The following is a 15,245-nucleotide window of genomic DNA, read 5'->3' on the forward strand; positions in this document are numbered from 1 at the left end:
CGCTAAGTGACAAACTCCGTCACCCTGTGCAACGAGCCCCCTCATGGCGGTCCTGGAAGGCCCCGGACGCCCTGGCGGGTGTCCGGACCCAGGGCTCGCAACAGTACTCTATTCGAACCACCTGCGTGGATCGGCACGCCGCCCAACTTCTCGCGGGGGTCGGGAGTTGGCCACCGGGGGCGCCGTTTCGGTGACCACGGTGCGTGGCGATCTTCACGCGATCGTCACGACTGAAGTTGATCGTTCCGGCTCTGAGTTCCTTCTGAGTCCCCTCCAAGGCCCTCTCGTTCTCGCGTAGTTGCCAATGGCGGGACTACGTCCCCAATACCCGCCGCAAGTAGTCGTTTCCGAAGCGCCGGTCCGGGTCGAGCCGGTCCCTGAGGGCGGTGAACTCGTCGAAGCGCGGATAGATCCCGGCGAAGTACTCCGCCTCGCGCGTGTGCAGCTTGCCCCAGTGCGGGCGCCCTTCGTGCGCGAGGAAGATCCGCTCGGCAGCCGTGAAGTACGCCCGATGCGGGGTGCCTTTGTACATGTGGATCGCGATGTACGCGCTGTCCCGGCCGGATGCCGTGGAGAGCGTGATGTCGTCTGCGGGCGCGGTGCGCACCTCCACGGGGAAGCTGATCCGCAGCGGAGAGCGGTCGATCATGGCCTTCAGTTCGCGCAGCGTCTCGACGAGGGCCGCGCGCGGGACGGCGTACTCCATCTCTGTGAAGCGCACCCGGCGCGGGGACGTGTAGACCTTGTAGGGAATGTCCGTGTACGTGCGCGCCGAAAGGGCTCGGCTGGAGATCTTCGCGATCGTCGGGATGGTCGCGGGCACGGCACGGCCCACCGAATTGGCCACCTGGAAGAGGCCGTTGGAAAGGAACTCGTCCTCGAAGAGGCCACTGATTCTGCCGACCGGCTTCTCCGGGCCCGCGCTGCGGTTGTTGCGCTTGGTGTTGCAGTTGTCGGTGTGCGGGAACCAGTAGAACTCGAAGTGCTCGTTCTCCGCGTGGAGTTCGTCGAAGGTGCTGGTGACCTCGTCGAAGGTCATCGGCTCCTCGCGTGCCGTGAGCAGAAAAAGGGGCTCTACGGAGAAGGTGATCGCGGTGACGACACCCAGGGCGCCGAGTCCGATGCGGGCCGCCGCGAACACCTCCGGATTCTCCTTCTCGGAACAGGTGAGGACCGAACCGTCGGCGGCGACCAGCTCAAGTGCCGTGATCTGGGCGGCGATCGACGCTGAGTCACGGCCGGTGCCGTGCGTGCCGGTGCTGGTCGCGCCGGAAACCGTCTGCTCCATGATGTCGCCCATGTTCGTGAGCGACAGCCCCTCGCGGGCCAGGGCCACGTTCAGCCGCTTCAGCGGGGTGCCCGCCTCCACGGTGACGGTGCCCGCCGCGCGGTCGATTCTGCGGATACCGGTGAGCAGTTGGGGCCGTATCAGCACACCGTCGGTCGCGGCGACGGCCGTGAAGGAGTGCCCGGCACCGACCGCCTTGACCCTCAGTCCGTCCTCGGCGGCCTGGCGCACGACGGCGGAGAGCTCCTCGACGGAGGCCGGCGTGACGTCCCGTACGGGACGGGCGGAGACGTTGCCCGCCCAGTTACGCCACGTGCCGCTCTTCCCGCTCGCTGTGCTGCTCATGGGTCCCTCCCCGCTGCGGAACCGGCCTGCTGAGCCGGCGATACCCCAGGAAACCGACCGCGACCGCGACGGCCCCGGCGACCGCCGGAACCCCGTACCCGGCCCGCGCCCCGGCGGCGTCGATCACCCAGCCGGAAACAGAGGAGCCGAGCGCGACCCCGACCGCAAGACCGGTGCTGACCCAGGTCATGCCCTCGGTCAGTTTCGCGCGAGGTACGTGCCGTTCGACGAGGGCCATCGTCGTGATCATCGTCGGCGCGATGGACAGGCCCGCGACAAACAGCGCCACGGCCAGGAACGGCAAGTTTCCGACCAGTAGGAGGGGGATCATACTCACGGCCATCGTGCAGATGCCCAGCACCCACCTGCGGGCGGGCGCCCCCGTGAAACGCAGCAGTCCGAAGACGGCTCCCGCCACGCAGGAGCCCGCCGCGTACACGGCCAGTACGACGCTCGCGGCGGCCTTGTGGCCCTCCTCCTCGGCGAAGGCGACCGTGACCACGTCGACCGCGCCGAAGATCGCTCCCGTCGCCACGAAGGTGGCCACCAGGACCTGCAGCCCGGGAGAGCGCAGGGCCGAGCCGCCGGTGTGGTGCTCGCGGGGATGCGGCGGGGGTTCGGTGGCGCGCTGGGCCGTCAGCCAGAAGACACCGGTCGCCAGGAAACAGCCCGCCAGGAGCGGCCCGGCCTCCGGGAACCACACCGTGGACAGACCGATGGAGATGATCGGCCCGAAGATGAAACAGACCTCGTCGATGACGGACTCGAAGGCGTAGGCGGTCTGCAACTCCGGCTTGTCCCGGTAGAGGTACGCCCAGCGCGCCCTGGTCATCGCGCCGATGCTCGGTACGCAGCCGATGCCGGCCGAGCACAGGAACAGCACCCAGTCCGGCCAGTCGAAGTGCGCGGCCAGCAGCAGCCCGGCCGCCGCAGCGAGGGCGAACAGCGTCGCGGGCCGCAGCACGCGGCGCTGCCCGTACTGGTCCACCAGCCGCGAGATCTGCGGACCGATCACCGCCGCGGACAGCGCGAGGGTCGCGGAGAGGGCGCCCGCGAGGCCGTACCGCCCGGTGAGCTGGGAGATCATCGTGACCACGCCGATGCCCATCATCGACAGCGGCATCCGGCCGAGGAAACCGGCGACGGAGAAGCCCGTGGAGCCTGGGGCGGCGAACAGGGCGCGGTAGGGGCTGGGCACGGGGTCTCCGGTGAGGATCCGTAAGGCGTGAATGTAGCCGATACAGCTTACGGGTCAGGTAACCCCCACGTGTGCCGGGCGCCCGCCCGTCATACCGCCGTTTCCCGACTGTCAGTGACGGGTGGCAGGATCAAAGACATGTCCGACGCGCTCGATGCCCATCCGTACGACGCCCTGCTCCTGCTCTCGTTCGGCGGTCCTGAAGGCCCCGACGACGTGGTCCCGTTCCTGGAGAACGTGACGCGGGGACGCGGCATCCCCAAGGAACGCCTCAAGGAAGTGGGGCAGCACTACTTCCTGTTCGGCGGGGTCAGCCCCATCAACGACCAGAACCGCGCCCTGCTGGACGCCCTCCGCAAGGACTTCGCCGAGCACGGCCTGGACCTGCCGGTCTACTGGGGCAACCGCAACTGGGCGCCGTATCTGACGGACACCCTGCGCGAGATGGTCGCCGACGGCCGCCGACGCATCCTGGTCCTCGCCACCAGCGCGTACGCCTCGTACTCGGGCTGCCGTCAGTACCGCGAGAACCTCGCCGAATCGCTCGCCACCCTTGAGGCCGAGGGTCTGGAGCTGCCGAAGGTCGACAAGCTGCGGCACTACTTCAACCACCCGGGCTTCCTCCAGCCCATGATCGACGGCGTCCTGAAGTCCCTCGCCGACCTCCCCGAGGACGTCCGCACGGGCGCGCACCTGGCCTTCACGACCCACTCGATCCCGAACGCCTCCGCGGACACCTCCGGCCCCGTCGAGGACCACGGCGACGGCGGCGCGTATGTGAAGCAGCACTTGGACGCCGCCCGGCTGATCGCCGACGCCGTGCGCGAGGAGACCGGGACCGAACATCCCTGGCAGCTCGTCTACCAGTCCCGCTCCGGCGCCCCGCACATCCCCTGGCTGGAGCCGGACATCTGCGATCACCTGGAGGAACTGCACGGCGCCGGGGTGCCGGCCGTCGTGATGGCGCCCATCGGGTTCGTCTCGGACCACATGGAGGTCATGTACGACCTCGACACGGAAGCGAAGGCCAAGGCCGAGGAGCTGGGGCTGCCGGTGCGCCGCTCGGCCACCGTGGGCGCCGACCCACGGTTCGCTGCCGCGATACGTGAGCTCGTCGTGGAGCGGGCCGCCACCGAGAGCGGCCGCGACGTGAGGCTCTGCGCCCTCGGCGACCTGGGGCCGAGCCACGACGTGTGCCCCGTGGGCTGCTGCCCCGCCCGCGCCCCGAAGCCCGCCGCTGCGGGCGCCGACAGCCCGTACGCCTGAGGAGCACCGTGACCGCGACAACGAGCGACCGCCTGAAGGCCGAACTCCTGGAGATCGCGCTGGATGCGGCGCACCACGCGGGCGCCTTCCTGCGCGACGGCCGCCCCGACGATCTCGGCGTGGCCGCGACCAAATCCAGCGCCGCCGATGTCGTCACCGAAATGGACATCGCCTCCGAGAAGCTGATCACCGGCCTGCTCGCCGACCTACGCCCGGACGACGGCGTGCTCGGCGAGGAGGGCGCCAGCGTCGAGGGCAGCAGCGGGATCCAGTGGGTCATCGATCCCATCGACGGAACGGTCAACTACCTGTACGGGCTGCCCAGTTGGGCCGTCTCGATCGCGGCCCGCAAGGACGGCGAGACGGTCGTCGGCGTGGTGCACGCCCCGATGCGCGGCGAGACCTACCGGGCCGTCCTGGGCGAGGGCGCGTATGTGAACGACCGCCCCGCGCGCGTGCGCCCCGCCCCCGCCTTCGGGCTGGCCCTCGTCGGCACCGGCTTCGGCTATCTCGCCGAGCGCCGGTCCCGGCAGGCCGAGGTGGTCCGCCAGCTCATCCCGCAGGTGCGGGACATCCGCCGCGGCGGCTCAGCCGCGATCGACCTGTGCGATGTGGCGACGGGCCGCCTGGACGCGTACTACGAGCGCGGGCTGAACCCCTGGGACTACGCGGCAGGTGACCTGATAGCCCGGGAGGCGGGCGCCCTCACCGGTGGCCGCCCCGGAGAGCCACTCTCACCCGACCTGACCGTCGCGGCCCCACCCGGCCTCTTCGAGCCGCTCCAGAGGCGCCTGGAGGAACTGGGCGCTTGGCACGACTGACGCCGCGTACAACAGGCGATTGACACCGCGTACAACAACGAAGCGGGGCCCCGGTCTGGATCTGCCGGGGCCCCGCTTCGTACGAGCTGATCAGACGCGCGACGCGCCGACCTCCACACCGTGCTCGGCGGCGAGGCGGCGGAGGTCGTCGAGCTCGGCCTCCTCGACCTCCGCGAGGAAGTCGTCGCCGGTCTCGCGAGCCCGCGTCAGGTCGGACTCGGTCGCCTTTATGCGCTGCAGAAGTCCTGCGGTGAATGCGTCCATGCTGCGCCCCCTCGTCCTGGGTCGTGGGTCGGTGGCACGGGGGTGTGCCGTTCGGAAGGGGCGATCACGTCTCCTGTGGATGCCCAGCGCTGCCCGTGCTGGGCGGCGACGGTGCCGGACACCCACGTCCGCTCTGCGGAAGCGGCCGGTGGCGTACCACATGGTGGTGTGCCACATGCAGAGCGTGATCGCGGGGTGTAAAGCCGTCCTCCCCGCACTCCCTTCCGCGGAAACCTCAACCGGAAGAGAAAATCTCGCATTCCCGGGCCCCTCACTCGCCTCTCACCCGTCTTACAGCCGACTTATGGCCGAAAAGGGCAGGATGGAGGTCTCACCCCACGACAGACCCATCCGTGTGCGCCGAAAGCGCGCTACGCGGGTGGACAGAGGAAGGACAAGCGACGTGCGCGTACTCGTCGTCGAGGACGAGCAACTGCTCGCCGATGCGGTGGCCACCGGACTGCGCCGGGAGGCCATGGCCGTCGACGTCGTGTACGACGGTGCGGCCGCCCTGGAACGCATCGGCGTCAACGACTACGACGTGGTCGTCCTCGACCGTGACCTCCCACTGGTGCACGGCGACGACGTCTGCCGCAAGATCGTCGAGCTCGGTATGCCCACGCGCGTGCTGATGCTCACGGCCTCCGGAGACGTCAGCGACCGTGTCGAGGGGCTGGAGATCGGCGCCGACGACTATCTCCCCAAGCCCTTCGCGTTCAGCGAACTGACGGCACGCGTGCGTGCCCTCGGCCGGCGTACGAGCGTGCCGCTGCCGCCTGTCCTGGAGCGCGCCGGGATAAAGCTGGACCCCAACCGCCGCGAGGTCTTCCGCGACGGCAAGGAGGTCCAGCTCGCCCCCAAGGAGTTCGCCGTCCTGGAGGTGCTGCTGCGCAGCGAGGGCGCCGTCGTCTCCGCCGAGCAGCTCCTGGAGAAGGCCTGGGACGAGAACACCGACCCGTTCACGAATGTCGTGCGCGTCACGGTGATGACCTTGCGTCGCAAGCTCGGCGAGCCGCCGGTCATCGTGACCGTTCCCGGCTCCGGCTACCGGATCTGATCCGTGGTGGCCACGACACCCGCACCCCCGAAGACGCCCCCGAAGCCCACCTGGGACCCCCGGGTGCCGGAGCTGCCGTTCCCCTGGCTGCGTCCGACCATCCGGATAAGGCTCACGCTGCTGTACGGCGGGATGTTCCTGATAGCGGGCATCCTCCTGCTGTCGATCATCTACCTGCTCGCCGCACAGGCCCTGGACGTGGGCAGCGATCTGCCCTTCAAGATCGTCGATGGCAGGGTCAGCAGCGAGACCTGCAACCTGCCCGAAAGAGCTTCGCCCAGCGAGTTCAACATCGCGATGAACGAGTGCGTCAACCTCCAGCGGCGGCACGCCCTGGACGACCTGCTCAGCCGATCCCTCCTGGCCCTCCTCGGTCTCGCCGTGATCGCCTTCGCCTTCGGCTACGCGATGGCGGGCCGGGTCCTGGCGCCGCTCGGCCGGATCACGCGCACCGCGCGCGCGGTGGCCGGCTCGGACCTCTCGCGCCGTATCGAGCTGGACGGTCCGGACGACGAGTTGAAGGAGCTGGCGGACACCTTCGACGACATGCTGGAGCGGCTGCAACGGGCGTTCACGGCCCAGCAGCGCTTCGTCGGGAACGCCTCGCACGAGCTGCGTACGCCCCTGGCAATCAACCGCACGCTCCTGGAGGTGCATCTTTCCGATCCGGGGGCACCCGTGGAGCTGCAACAGCTCGGCAAGACGCTGCTTGCCACCAATGAACGCAGCGAGCAGCTCGTCGAAGGCCTCTTGCTGCTCGCCCGCAGCGACAACCAGATCATCGAGCGCAAGGCGGTCGATCTCGCCGAGGTCGCCTCGCAGGCCGTCGACCAGGTGCGGGCCGAGGCGGATACGAACGGCGTGGAGATCCGCGGGGAGCGGGCTCCCGTGGTCGTTCAGGGCAATGGCGTACTCCTGGAGCGGATCGCGCTGAACCTCGTCCAGAACGCCGTCCGGTACAACGTGCCGAAGGACGGCTGGGTCGAGGTGATGACACAGGCCCAGCACGGCCAGGCGATCTTCGTGGTGTCCAACACGGGGCCCGTGGTGCCGGCGTACGAGATCGACAACCTCTTCGAGCCGTTCCGGCGGCTGCGGACCGAGCGGACGGGCAGCGACAAGGGTGTGGGTCTCGGCCTGTCGATCGCGAGGTCCGTGGCGCGTGCGCACGGCGGCCACATCAGCGCCGAGCCGCGTGAAGGAGGTGGGCTGGTGATGCGAGTAACCCTGCCCATCTGAGAACATGTCGCCGACACAGGGCGATGTTCGCTTTGCGCGGAATTTTCGGGGCAGCAGCCCAGGAGATTCATGTGTGATCGATCACACAGACGAATTTCTGGCCATCTACTCTCCGTGATCAAGAGGGCTGGCGGAAAGCCGGGAAAGTCCGGGTTTTCGATGGTCTCATTCACGGGAAGTACAGGTGGGACGCCTTTGAAGTGCGGCGTTGGGACCGTGTACGGTCCCGTTCGCCATCCAAGCCGATCACTACTGCTGAGTTCGGTTGGGTGTCGATTGAGTAACAGACCTTGATGTGAGGCAAAATCTCCGCCTCAGGTCGGGCACAAGTCCGGCCTCTCGTGCGTTACGTGCGCTGAGACACCACAGAAACCCAGAGGGGGAGAGCGACATGGCAACGGATTACGACACCCCACGCAAGACCGACGACGACGTCGACTCCGACAGCCTTGAGGAACTGAAGGCCCGTCGGAACGACAAGTCGACTTCGGCGGTCGACGTGGACGAGTTCGAGGCCGCGGAAGGCCTGGAACTGCCCGGTGCGGACCTCTCGAACGAAGAGCTGGCCGTCCGGGTCCTGCCGAAGCAGCAGGACGAGTTCACCTGCATGAGCTGCTTCCTGGTCCACCACCGCAGCCAGCTGGCCCGCGAGAAGAACGGCCAGCCGATCTGCCGCGACTGCGACTGAGGCAGGGTCGGCCGTGAATGGCTCGACCCCGCCCTGGAAGCGCCGTTCCCATGACCAGGGAGCGGCCGGTCCGTCTGCGGACGGCGTACGTGACGACGAGCGAGGCCGCGAGGCCTCGCTCGAAGCAGCGGATGTGACAGGCGCCTCCGGTGCCCTCGAGGTGGCGGACAAGAAGGCGCCTGTCGCCAAGCGGCGGGTGGTCGCCGTCGGGCAGGGGGTGAAGGAAGGCGTCCGCTGGGGCGGCAGCCGGGCCAGGGCGGGCCTGGCGTACGTCACGGACCGGATCATCGAGAACGCCCCGCGGATCCCCGTACGGGATCTTGAGACGCTCCAGAGGCAGTTCCCCGGCCTCGGTCCCGAGCAGCTCGCGGACAAGCTGGTCGCGGGCGCGTGCAATGCGACGGCGACCGTGGGCGCGGGAGTCGGCGCCGCCGCGATGATGCCCGTACCACCGGCGATGCCCACGGAGCTGGCCGCCGAGATCACCGGCGTCGCCGCCATCGAGCTGAAGCTGATCGCCGAGCTGTACGAGGTCTACGGTCAGCGGCCGCCGGGCAATCTCACGCAGCGCACGACCACGTATCTGAACTCGTGGTCCGAGGAGCGCGGCATCGACGTGACCAAGCCGTCGACGCTGAACGCGGCCCTCGGAGCCCGGATGAGGCGCGAGCTGCGCCAGCGGATCATGAAGCGGACGATCAGGAACATGCCGAACCTGATGCCGTTCCTGGTGGGCGCGGCCGTCGGGGCGGTGATGAACCGCCGCGAGACCAGAAGACTCGCGGACCGCGTCCGCACGGACCTCCGCAAGACGCAGGTTCCCTGGGACGCCCTGCCCGCGCTGCCGCCCCTGGAGAAGCCCGCCGACCCATTGGACATGGGCAACACCCCCAAGGAACTGGGGCGCTGAGCCCGCACGGCGGCCCGCCGAAAAGCCGATCCCTGCAAGCAGTTCGCCGAGGGACCTACGCCGCCCGCGCCGCGTCCAGTGCCGCCGCCAGGCGTTCCGGCTCCCGCGTCGACAGGTACAGATACGGCGTCGGGTCCGAGGGGTCCGTGACCTCCACCCGCAGGGCCGTGGGGATATAGGCGCGCAGCAGCATGAAGGCGCGCGGGTTCGCCTTGACCGAGCGCCAGGCGCGCGCATCCTCGGCGTCGAGCACATGGGCCTCGCCCAGGGCCGACACCGGGATCTTCGCGTCGCCCGCGATCAGTGAGTCGCCCACCACGCGGATACGGACCGAGCCGTACGAACTCGTCACCACCGCCGCGACCGCCGTGCCGCCGGCCAGGCCGCCCAGCAGGGGCAGCACGCCGAACGGCAGCAGGATCAGCGCCATCGAGACGCCGACCAGAAAGCAGACGAGCCACCAGGTGCGGGGCGCGGTCAGACGTTCTTCGTAGGGCGAGGCGGAGAGCTGCATGAAGCCAAGCCTGCCACGGTGCCTACCGGCCGCTGACGCGGAGGTAAGGTCTGCGCCTGTGAGTGGTACCTCTTCGACCCTGCGACCCCCGGCCGACGCCGTGGCACCGGTGCGGCACCCGGACGCCCCCGCCCCCGGCGAACTGCTCGGCGCGCACTACGAGCAGTGCTTCGGCTGTGGCGGCGGACAGGCGCACGGGTTGCACCTCGAAGCCCGGGCGGGCGAAGGCGTCAGGATCACCGCCGAGTTCACCGTCAAGACCGCCCACCAGGGTGCGCCCGGCCTCGCCCACGGTGGCGTTCTCGCGAGCGCGCTCGACGAGACGCTCGGCTCGCTGAACTGGCTGCTGCGGACGATCGCGGTGACCGGCCGCCTGGAGACCGACTTCGTACGGCCCGTCCCCGTGGACACGGTGCTGCATCTGGAGGCCGAGGTCACGGCGGTGGCCGGACGGAAGATCTACTCCACGGCCACCGGCCGGATAGGCGGCCCCGACGGCCCGGTCGCGGTCCGCGCGGACGCCCTGTTCATCGAGGTGAAGGTCGACCACTTCGTCGACAACGGCCGCCAGGAGGAGATCCAGGCGGCCATGAACGACCCGGACCAGGTCCGGCGAGCCCGCGCCTTCGAGGTGAACCCGTGACCCGAGCCGTGACCCCGCGCCCCGTTGAAGTGCTGATCAGGCGCGTCGATCCGGACGTACCGCTGCCGGAATACGCGCACCCCGGCGACGCCGGCGCGGATCTGCGGACGACCGAAAGCCGTGAGCTCGCGCCCGGCGAACGGGCCGTTCTCCCGACCGGAGTGTCCATCGCCCTCCCCGAGGGGTACGCGGCCTTCGTGCACCCGCGTTCCGGGCTCGCCGCCCGCTGCGGCGTCGCCCTCGTGAATGCCCCAGGGACCGTGGATGCCGGGTACCGTGGGGAGATCAAGGTGATCGTGGTGAATCTCGACCCGCGCGAGTCCGTGCGGTTCGAGCGCTTCGACCGGATTGCCCAACTGGTCGTCCAGCAGGTCGAGAAGGTGCGCTTCCAGGAGGTTGCGGAGCTTCCCGACTCGACACGGGCCGCAGGGGGCTTCGGGTCCACCGGCGGGCATGCCGCCGTGGACAGCACAACGGGTGGGAATCGATACGCTTCGGTCGTATCCGACCGGGAAGGACAGTGACGTGTTCGGACGTCGCAAGAAGGGCAGTGCCGCCGAGGACGCGGCGAGCGAGGCCGAGCAGGTCGACGACGTTTTTGAGGAAGTCGACACTGAGGCGGACGACGCAGAGCAGGAGCGCGTACGGCTCGAGCCCAAGCCGCGCCCCGACGGTCCCTGGGACAGTTCGGAGGTCCGCGATCCGGCCGAGGGCCGGGTCGATCTGGGCGGCCTCTTCGTGCCCGGCGTGGACGGTATGGAACTGCGTGTGGAGGTCGCGGGCGACGCCATCGTCGCGGCGACCGTGGTGCTGAAGGACAGCGCCGTACAACTGCAGGCCTTCGCCGCTCCCAAGCGCGAGGGCATCTGGGGTGAGGTGCGCGAGGAGATCGCCACCGGCATCACCCAGCAGGGCGGTGTCATCGACGAGGTCGAGGGCCCGCTGGGCTGGGAGCTGCGCGCCCAGGTGCCGGTGCAGCTGCCGGACGGTACCGGCGGTTTCCAGGTCGTACGGTTCGTCGGCGTGGACGGTCCCCGCTGGTTCCTGCGTGGCGTGATCTCCGGGCAGGGCGCGGTGCAGCCGCAGGCCGCCGGGCTGCTCGAGCAGATCTTCCGGGACACGGTGGTGGTCCGCGGTGAGGGCCCGATGGCGCCTCGCGACCCGATCGTGTTGAAGCTGCCGGAGGACGCGCAGATGGTCGCCGAGGGCGTCCAGCAGGAGGAGCAGGAGGGTTCCCGCTTCTCCGGAGGCATGGGGCAGCTGCAGCGCGGGCCGGAGATCACCGAGGTCCGGTAGACACACCGATTCACGACCATGGGCCGCACCTTCGCCGGGTGCGGCCCGTCGTCGTACACGCCCTGCACAGGGTCTCCTTCGATGTGCCGCGCGGCGAACTCGTCGCCCTCAAGGGCCGTTCGGGGTCCGGCAGGACGACGCTGCTGAACCTGGTGGGTGGGCTCGACGCGGAGACCGGCCTCGCCGTGATGGAGCTGCTGCGTGCGGTCGTGCGCAGCGAGCAGGTCACCGCGCTCGTCGCCACGTATGACGCCGCGCTGCTCGACCTGGCGGACCGGGTGCCGGAGCTGAGCGACGGCGAGATCGTCGAGCACTGATCGCGGAGCGCTGACGGCAGGTGTTGTCGGCGGGCGCCGGGCGCGCATCAGGGTTGCGTCAAAGACGTCTCCGGGCCCGCCTTCCGCGCCTTGGGCAGCGATGATTGGCCGTAAGGTCGACGCAGCGTGTGCGACTGTTACAGGAAGACAATGGGACCATGGGACGCGGCAGGCTTCGGATCTATCTCGGCGCGGCGCCGGGCGTCGGCAAGACGTACGCGATGCTGTCCGAGGCGCATCGCCGCGTCGAGCGGGGCACGGACTGTGTGGTGGCCTTCGTGGAGCATCACGCCCGGCCGCGGACCGAGGTGATGCTGCACGGCCTGGAGGTGGTTCCGCGCCGGGAGCTGGAGTACCGGGACTCGTTCTTCACCGAGATGGACGTGGACGCGGTGCTGGCCCGCAGGCCCCAGGTGGCCCTCGTCGACGAGCTGGCCCACACGAACGTACCCGGCTCACGCAACGGCAAGCGGTGGCAGGACGTCGAGGAGCTGCTCGCGGCCGGTATCGACGTGGTCTCGACGGTCAACATCCAGCACCTGGAGTCGCTCGGTGACGTCGTCGAGTCGATAACGGGCGTACGGCAGCGGGAGACCGTCCCCGACGAGGTGGTGCGCCGGGCCGACCAGATAGAGCTGGTCGACATGTCGCCCCAGGCGCTGCGGCGGCGGATGGCGCACGGCAACATCTACAAGCCGGACAAGGTCGACGCGGCCCTCTCCAACTACTTCCGCCCCGGCAACCTCACCGCGCTGCGCGAGCTGGCCCTGCTCTGGGTCGCCGACCGCGTCGACGAGTACCTCCAGCAGTACCGGGGCGAGCACGGCATCCGCTCCACCTGGCAGGCCCGCGAACGCATCGTGGTCGGGCTGACCGGCGGTCCGGAGGGACGGACGCTGATCCGCCGGGCCGCCCGGCTCGCCGAGAAGGGCGCGGGCGGCGAGGTGCTCGCCGTCTACATCGCCCGCAGCGACGGCCTGACGTCCGCCTCGCCCAAGGAACTGGCCGTCCAGCGCACCCTCGTCGAGGATCTCGGCGGCACCTTCCACCACGTCATCGGGGACGACATCCCCTCAGCGCTGCTGGAGTTCGCGCGCGGGGTCAACGCCTCACAGATCGTGCTGGGCGTCTCCCGCCGCAAGGGATGGCAGTACGTCTTCGGGCCCGGCGTCGGCGCCACGGTGGCCCGGGAATCCGGGCCCGACCTGGACGTCCACCTCATCACGCACGACGAGGTCGGCAAGGGGCGCGGACTGCCGGTCGCCCGGGGTGCGCGGCTCGGGCGGTCCCGGATCATCTGGGGCTGGCTGACGGGCGTGGCGGGCCCGGTGCTGCTGGCCCTGCTGCTGACGCACATCGACGCGGACCTCGGCCTCGCCAACGACATGCTGCTGTTCCTGACGCTGACCGTGGCGGCGGCACTGCTCGGCGGACTCCTCCCGGCCCTCGCCGCGGCGGCGTTCGGCTCCCTGCTGCTGAACTACTTCTTCACCCAGCCCCTGCACCGGCTCACGATCGCCGATCCCAAGAACATCGTCGCCCTGGTGATCTTCGTGGGTGTGGCCGTGTCGGTCGCCTCTGTCGTGGACCTGGCGGCCCGGCGTACGCATCAGGCGGCCAGGCTGCGCGCCGAGTCGGAGATCCTCTCCTTCCTGGCGGGCAGCGTGCTGCGCGGCGAGACCAGTGTGGACGCCCTTCTGGAGCGGGTCCGCGAGACCTTCGGCATGGAGTCGGTCGCCCTGCTGGAGCGTACGAGCGACGTCGATCCGTGGACCTGCGCGGCCAGCGTCGGCCCGAATCCGCCGGCCCTCCCGGAGGACGCGGACGTGGACATGCCGGTCGGCGACCACATGGCGCTGGCGCTGTCCGGCCGGGTGCTGCCCGCGGAGGACCGCCGGGTGCTGGCCGCGTTCGCCGCCCAGTCCGTCGTCGTACTGGACCGCCAGCGCCTTCAGCAGGAGGCCGAGCAGGCCCGCACCCTCGCCGAGGGAAACCGCATCCGTACGGCGCTGCTGGCGGCCGTAAGCCATGATCTGCGCACCCCGCTGGCCGCGATCAAGGCCGCCGTGTCGTCCCTGCGGTCCGATGACGTGGCGTGGTCGGAGGAGGACGAGGCCGAGCTTCTGGAGGGGATCGAGGCGGGCGCCGACCGCCTTGACCACCTGGTGGGCAATCTTCTGGACATGTCCCGGCTGCAGACCGGCACCGTCACCCCGCTGATCCGCGAGATCGACCTGGACGAGGTGGTCCCGATGGCGCTGGGCGGCGTCCCCGAGGACAGCGTCGAACTGGAGATCCCCGAGACCCTTCCCATGGTCGCCGTCGACCCGGGGCTGCTGGAGCGCTCGGTCGCCAACATCGTTGAGAACGCGGTGAAGTACAGCCCCGACGGGGAGCGGGTGCTGGTGGCCGCCAGCGTGCTCGGCGACCGGGTCGAGGTGCGGGTGGTGGACCGCGGGCCCGGCGTCCCGGACGAGGCCAAGGACCGTATCTTCGAGCCGTTCCAGCGCTACGGGGACGCCCCGCGTGGCACCGGCGTGGGCCTCGGGCTCGCGGTCGCCCGCGGCTTCGCCGAGGCCATGGGCGGCACCCTCGACGCCGAGGACACCCCCGGCGGCGGCCTCACCATGGTGCTCACCGTCCAGGCAGGCCCGTCCCGTCCCGGACGATTCGTAGCACTCGCACAACCGGAAAGGCAGGCTTCATGACCCGCGTCCTCGTGGTCGACGACGAGCCGCAGATCACCCGAGCCCTCGTGATCAACCTCAAGGCACGCAAGTACGAGGTCGACGCGGCCGCCGACGGCGCCACCGCGCTCCAGCTCGCGGCCGCCCGCCACCCCGACGTGATCGTGCTCGACCTGGGCCTGCCCGACATGGACGGCGTCGAGGTGATCAAGGGACTGCGCGGCTGGACCCGCGTACCGATCCTGGTGCTGTCCGCCCGGCACTCCTCCGACGAGAAGGTCGAGGCCCTGGACGCGGGCGCCGACGACTACGTCACCAAGCCCTTCGGCATGGACGAGCTGCTCGCCCGGCTGAGGGCCGCCGTCCGTCGCGCGGAGCCCAACGGGGCCGGCGAGGACGAAGTGATCGTGGAGACCGAGGACTTCACCGTCGACCTGTCCGCCAAGAAGGTCAACCGGGCAGGCCGCGACGTACGCCTGACCCCCACCGAGTGGCACCTCCTGGAGGTGCTGGTACGCAACACGGGCCGCCTGGTCAGCCAGAAGCAGCTGCTCCAGGAGGTCTGGGGTCCCTCGTACGGCACCGAGACCAACTACCTGCGCGTCTACATGGCCCAGCTCCGCCGCAAACTGGAGGGGGATCCTTCGCATCCGCGGCACTTCATCACCGAGCCTGGTATGGGTTATCGATTCGAGCGTTAGTTCTACGGGTA

The 15,245-nt window shown here is 69.7% G+C and carries 16 protein-coding genes; 12 read left to right on the forward strand and 4 right to left on the reverse strand.

Features of this window, described 5'->3' with window-relative positions; translation table 11 throughout:
- Positions 1-313: 313 nt before the first annotated feature.
- Together ACYVO6_RS24055 and ACYVO6_RS24060 are read right to left on the reverse strand one after the other, a co-directional pair.
- Positions 314-1,633, reverse strand: coding sequence for a D-arabinono-1,4-lactone oxidase (locus ACYVO6_RS24055; protein ID WP_461064369.1), 1,320 nt, complete (start codon positions 1,631-1,633; stop codon positions 314-316).
- Complete coding sequence (locus tag ACYVO6_RS24060; protein ID WP_461064371.1) at positions 1,593-2,831, reverse strand: MFS transporter; 1,239 nt, start codon at positions 2,829-2,831, stop codon at positions 1,593-1,595. The genes ACYVO6_RS24055 and ACYVO6_RS24060 overlap by 41 nt, the downstream gene beginning before the upstream one ends.
- Positions 2,832-2,969: 138 nt before the next feature.
- Here ACYVO6_RS24060 and ACYVO6_RS24065 point away from each other — a divergent pair, with 138 nt between their 5' ends.
- Together ACYVO6_RS24065 and ACYVO6_RS24070 are read left to right on the forward strand one after the other, a co-directional pair.
- Positions 2,970-4,097 carry a ferrochelatase gene (locus ACYVO6_RS24065; RefSeq protein ID WP_461064373.1) on the forward strand — a complete coding sequence of 376 codons (1,128 nt, stop codon included), beginning with the start codon at positions 2,970-2,972 and terminating at the stop codon, positions 4,095-4,097.
- Positions 4,098-4,105: 8 nt separating this feature from the next.
- Positions 4,106-4,918 (forward strand): inositol monophosphatase family protein, encoded by an 813-nt coding sequence (locus tag ACYVO6_RS24070; RefSeq protein ID WP_461064375.1) that lies wholly within the window; start codon positions 4,106-4,108, stop codon positions 4,916-4,918.
- Positions 4,919-5,008: 90 nt separating this feature from the next.
- On the opposite strand, the gene ACYVO6_RS24075 is transcribed toward ACYVO6_RS24070, so the two are convergent.
- Positions 5,009-5,182, reverse strand: a complete 174-nt coding sequence (locus ACYVO6_RS24075) for a hypothetical protein (protein ID WP_165258325.1) — start codon at positions 5,180-5,182, stop codon at positions 5,009-5,011.
- Positions 5,183-5,585: 403 nt separating this feature from the next.
- Here ACYVO6_RS24075 and ACYVO6_RS24080 point away from each other — a divergent pair, with 403 nt between their 5' ends.
- The 4 genes from ACYVO6_RS24080 to ACYVO6_RS24095 all read left to right on the forward strand — a co-directional run bounded on the left by ACYVO6_RS24080 (position 5,586) and on the right by ACYVO6_RS24095 (position 9,076).
- Entirely contained in the window at positions 5,586-6,239 is a 654-nt protein-coding gene (locus ACYVO6_RS24080) for a response regulator transcription factor (protein ID WP_010983842.1), read from the forward strand.
- A 6-nt stretch (positions 6,240-6,245) separates the two neighbouring features.
- Entirely contained in the window at positions 6,246-7,478 is a 1,233-nt protein-coding gene (locus tag ACYVO6_RS24085) for a sensor histidine kinase (protein ID WP_461064864.1), read from the forward strand.
- A 391-nt stretch (positions 7,479-7,869) separates the two neighbouring features.
- Positions 7,870-8,166 carry a DUF4193 domain-containing protein gene (locus tag ACYVO6_RS24090; RefSeq protein ID WP_005481602.1) on the forward strand — a complete coding sequence of 99 codons (297 nt, stop codon included), beginning with the start codon at positions 7,870-7,872 and terminating at the stop codon, positions 8,164-8,166.
- 13 nt (positions 8,167-8,179) lie between these two features.
- On the forward strand, positions 8,180-9,076 hold the full coding sequence (locus ACYVO6_RS24095) for a hypothetical protein (protein ID WP_461064378.1): 897 nt from the start codon (positions 8,180-8,182) through the stop codon (positions 9,074-9,076).
- Positions 9,077-9,131: 55 nt separating this feature from the next.
- Here the strand turns inward: ACYVO6_RS24095 and ACYVO6_RS24100 are convergent, their stop codons facing one another.
- The gene (locus tag ACYVO6_RS24100; protein ID WP_461064380.1) at positions 9,132-9,590 is read right to left on the reverse strand and encodes a DUF3093 domain-containing protein; all 459 of its coding nucleotides are present in this window, start codon (positions 9,588-9,590) and stop codon (positions 9,132-9,134) included.
- A 58-nt stretch (positions 9,591-9,648) separates the two neighbouring features.
- Here ACYVO6_RS24100 and ACYVO6_RS24105 point away from each other — a divergent pair, with 58 nt between their 5' ends.
- The 6 genes from ACYVO6_RS24105 (at position 9,649) to ACYVO6_RS24130 (ending at position 15,234) form a co-directional block, all read left to right on the forward strand.
- Entirely contained in the window at positions 9,649-10,233 is a 585-nt protein-coding gene (locus ACYVO6_RS24105) for a PaaI family thioesterase (protein ID WP_461064382.1), read from the forward strand.
- Positions 10,234-10,262: 29 nt separating this feature from the next.
- Entirely contained in the window at positions 10,263-10,757 is a 495-nt protein-coding gene (gene dut / locus ACYVO6_RS24110) for a dUTP diphosphatase (protein WP_461064866.1), read from the forward strand.
- Position 10,758: 1 nt separating this feature from the next.
- Entirely contained in the window at positions 10,759-11,529 is a 771-nt protein-coding gene (locus ACYVO6_RS24115; RefSeq protein ID WP_461064384.1) for a DUF3710 domain-containing protein, read from the forward strand.
- 8 nt (positions 11,530-11,537) lie between these two features.
- Positions 11,538-11,846, forward strand: a complete 309-nt coding sequence (locus ACYVO6_RS24120; protein WP_461064868.1) for an ATP-binding cassette domain-containing protein — start codon at positions 11,538-11,540, stop codon at positions 11,844-11,846.
- A gap of 158 nt (positions 11,847-12,004) precedes the next feature.
- On the forward strand, positions 12,005-14,554 hold the full coding sequence (locus tag ACYVO6_RS24125; RefSeq protein WP_461064386.1) for a DUF4118 domain-containing protein: 2,550 nt from the start codon (positions 12,005-12,007) through the stop codon (positions 14,552-14,554).
- On the forward strand, positions 14,551-15,234 hold the full coding sequence (locus tag ACYVO6_RS24130) for a response regulator (protein ID WP_189324733.1): 684 nt from the start codon (positions 14,551-14,553) through the stop codon (positions 15,232-15,234). Before ACYVO6_RS24125 ends, ACYVO6_RS24130 begins: the two co-directional genes overlap by 4 nt.
- Positions 15,235-15,245 lie beyond the last annotated feature (11 nt).

This window comes from Streptomyces pseudoechinosporeus (assembly GCF_054783935.1).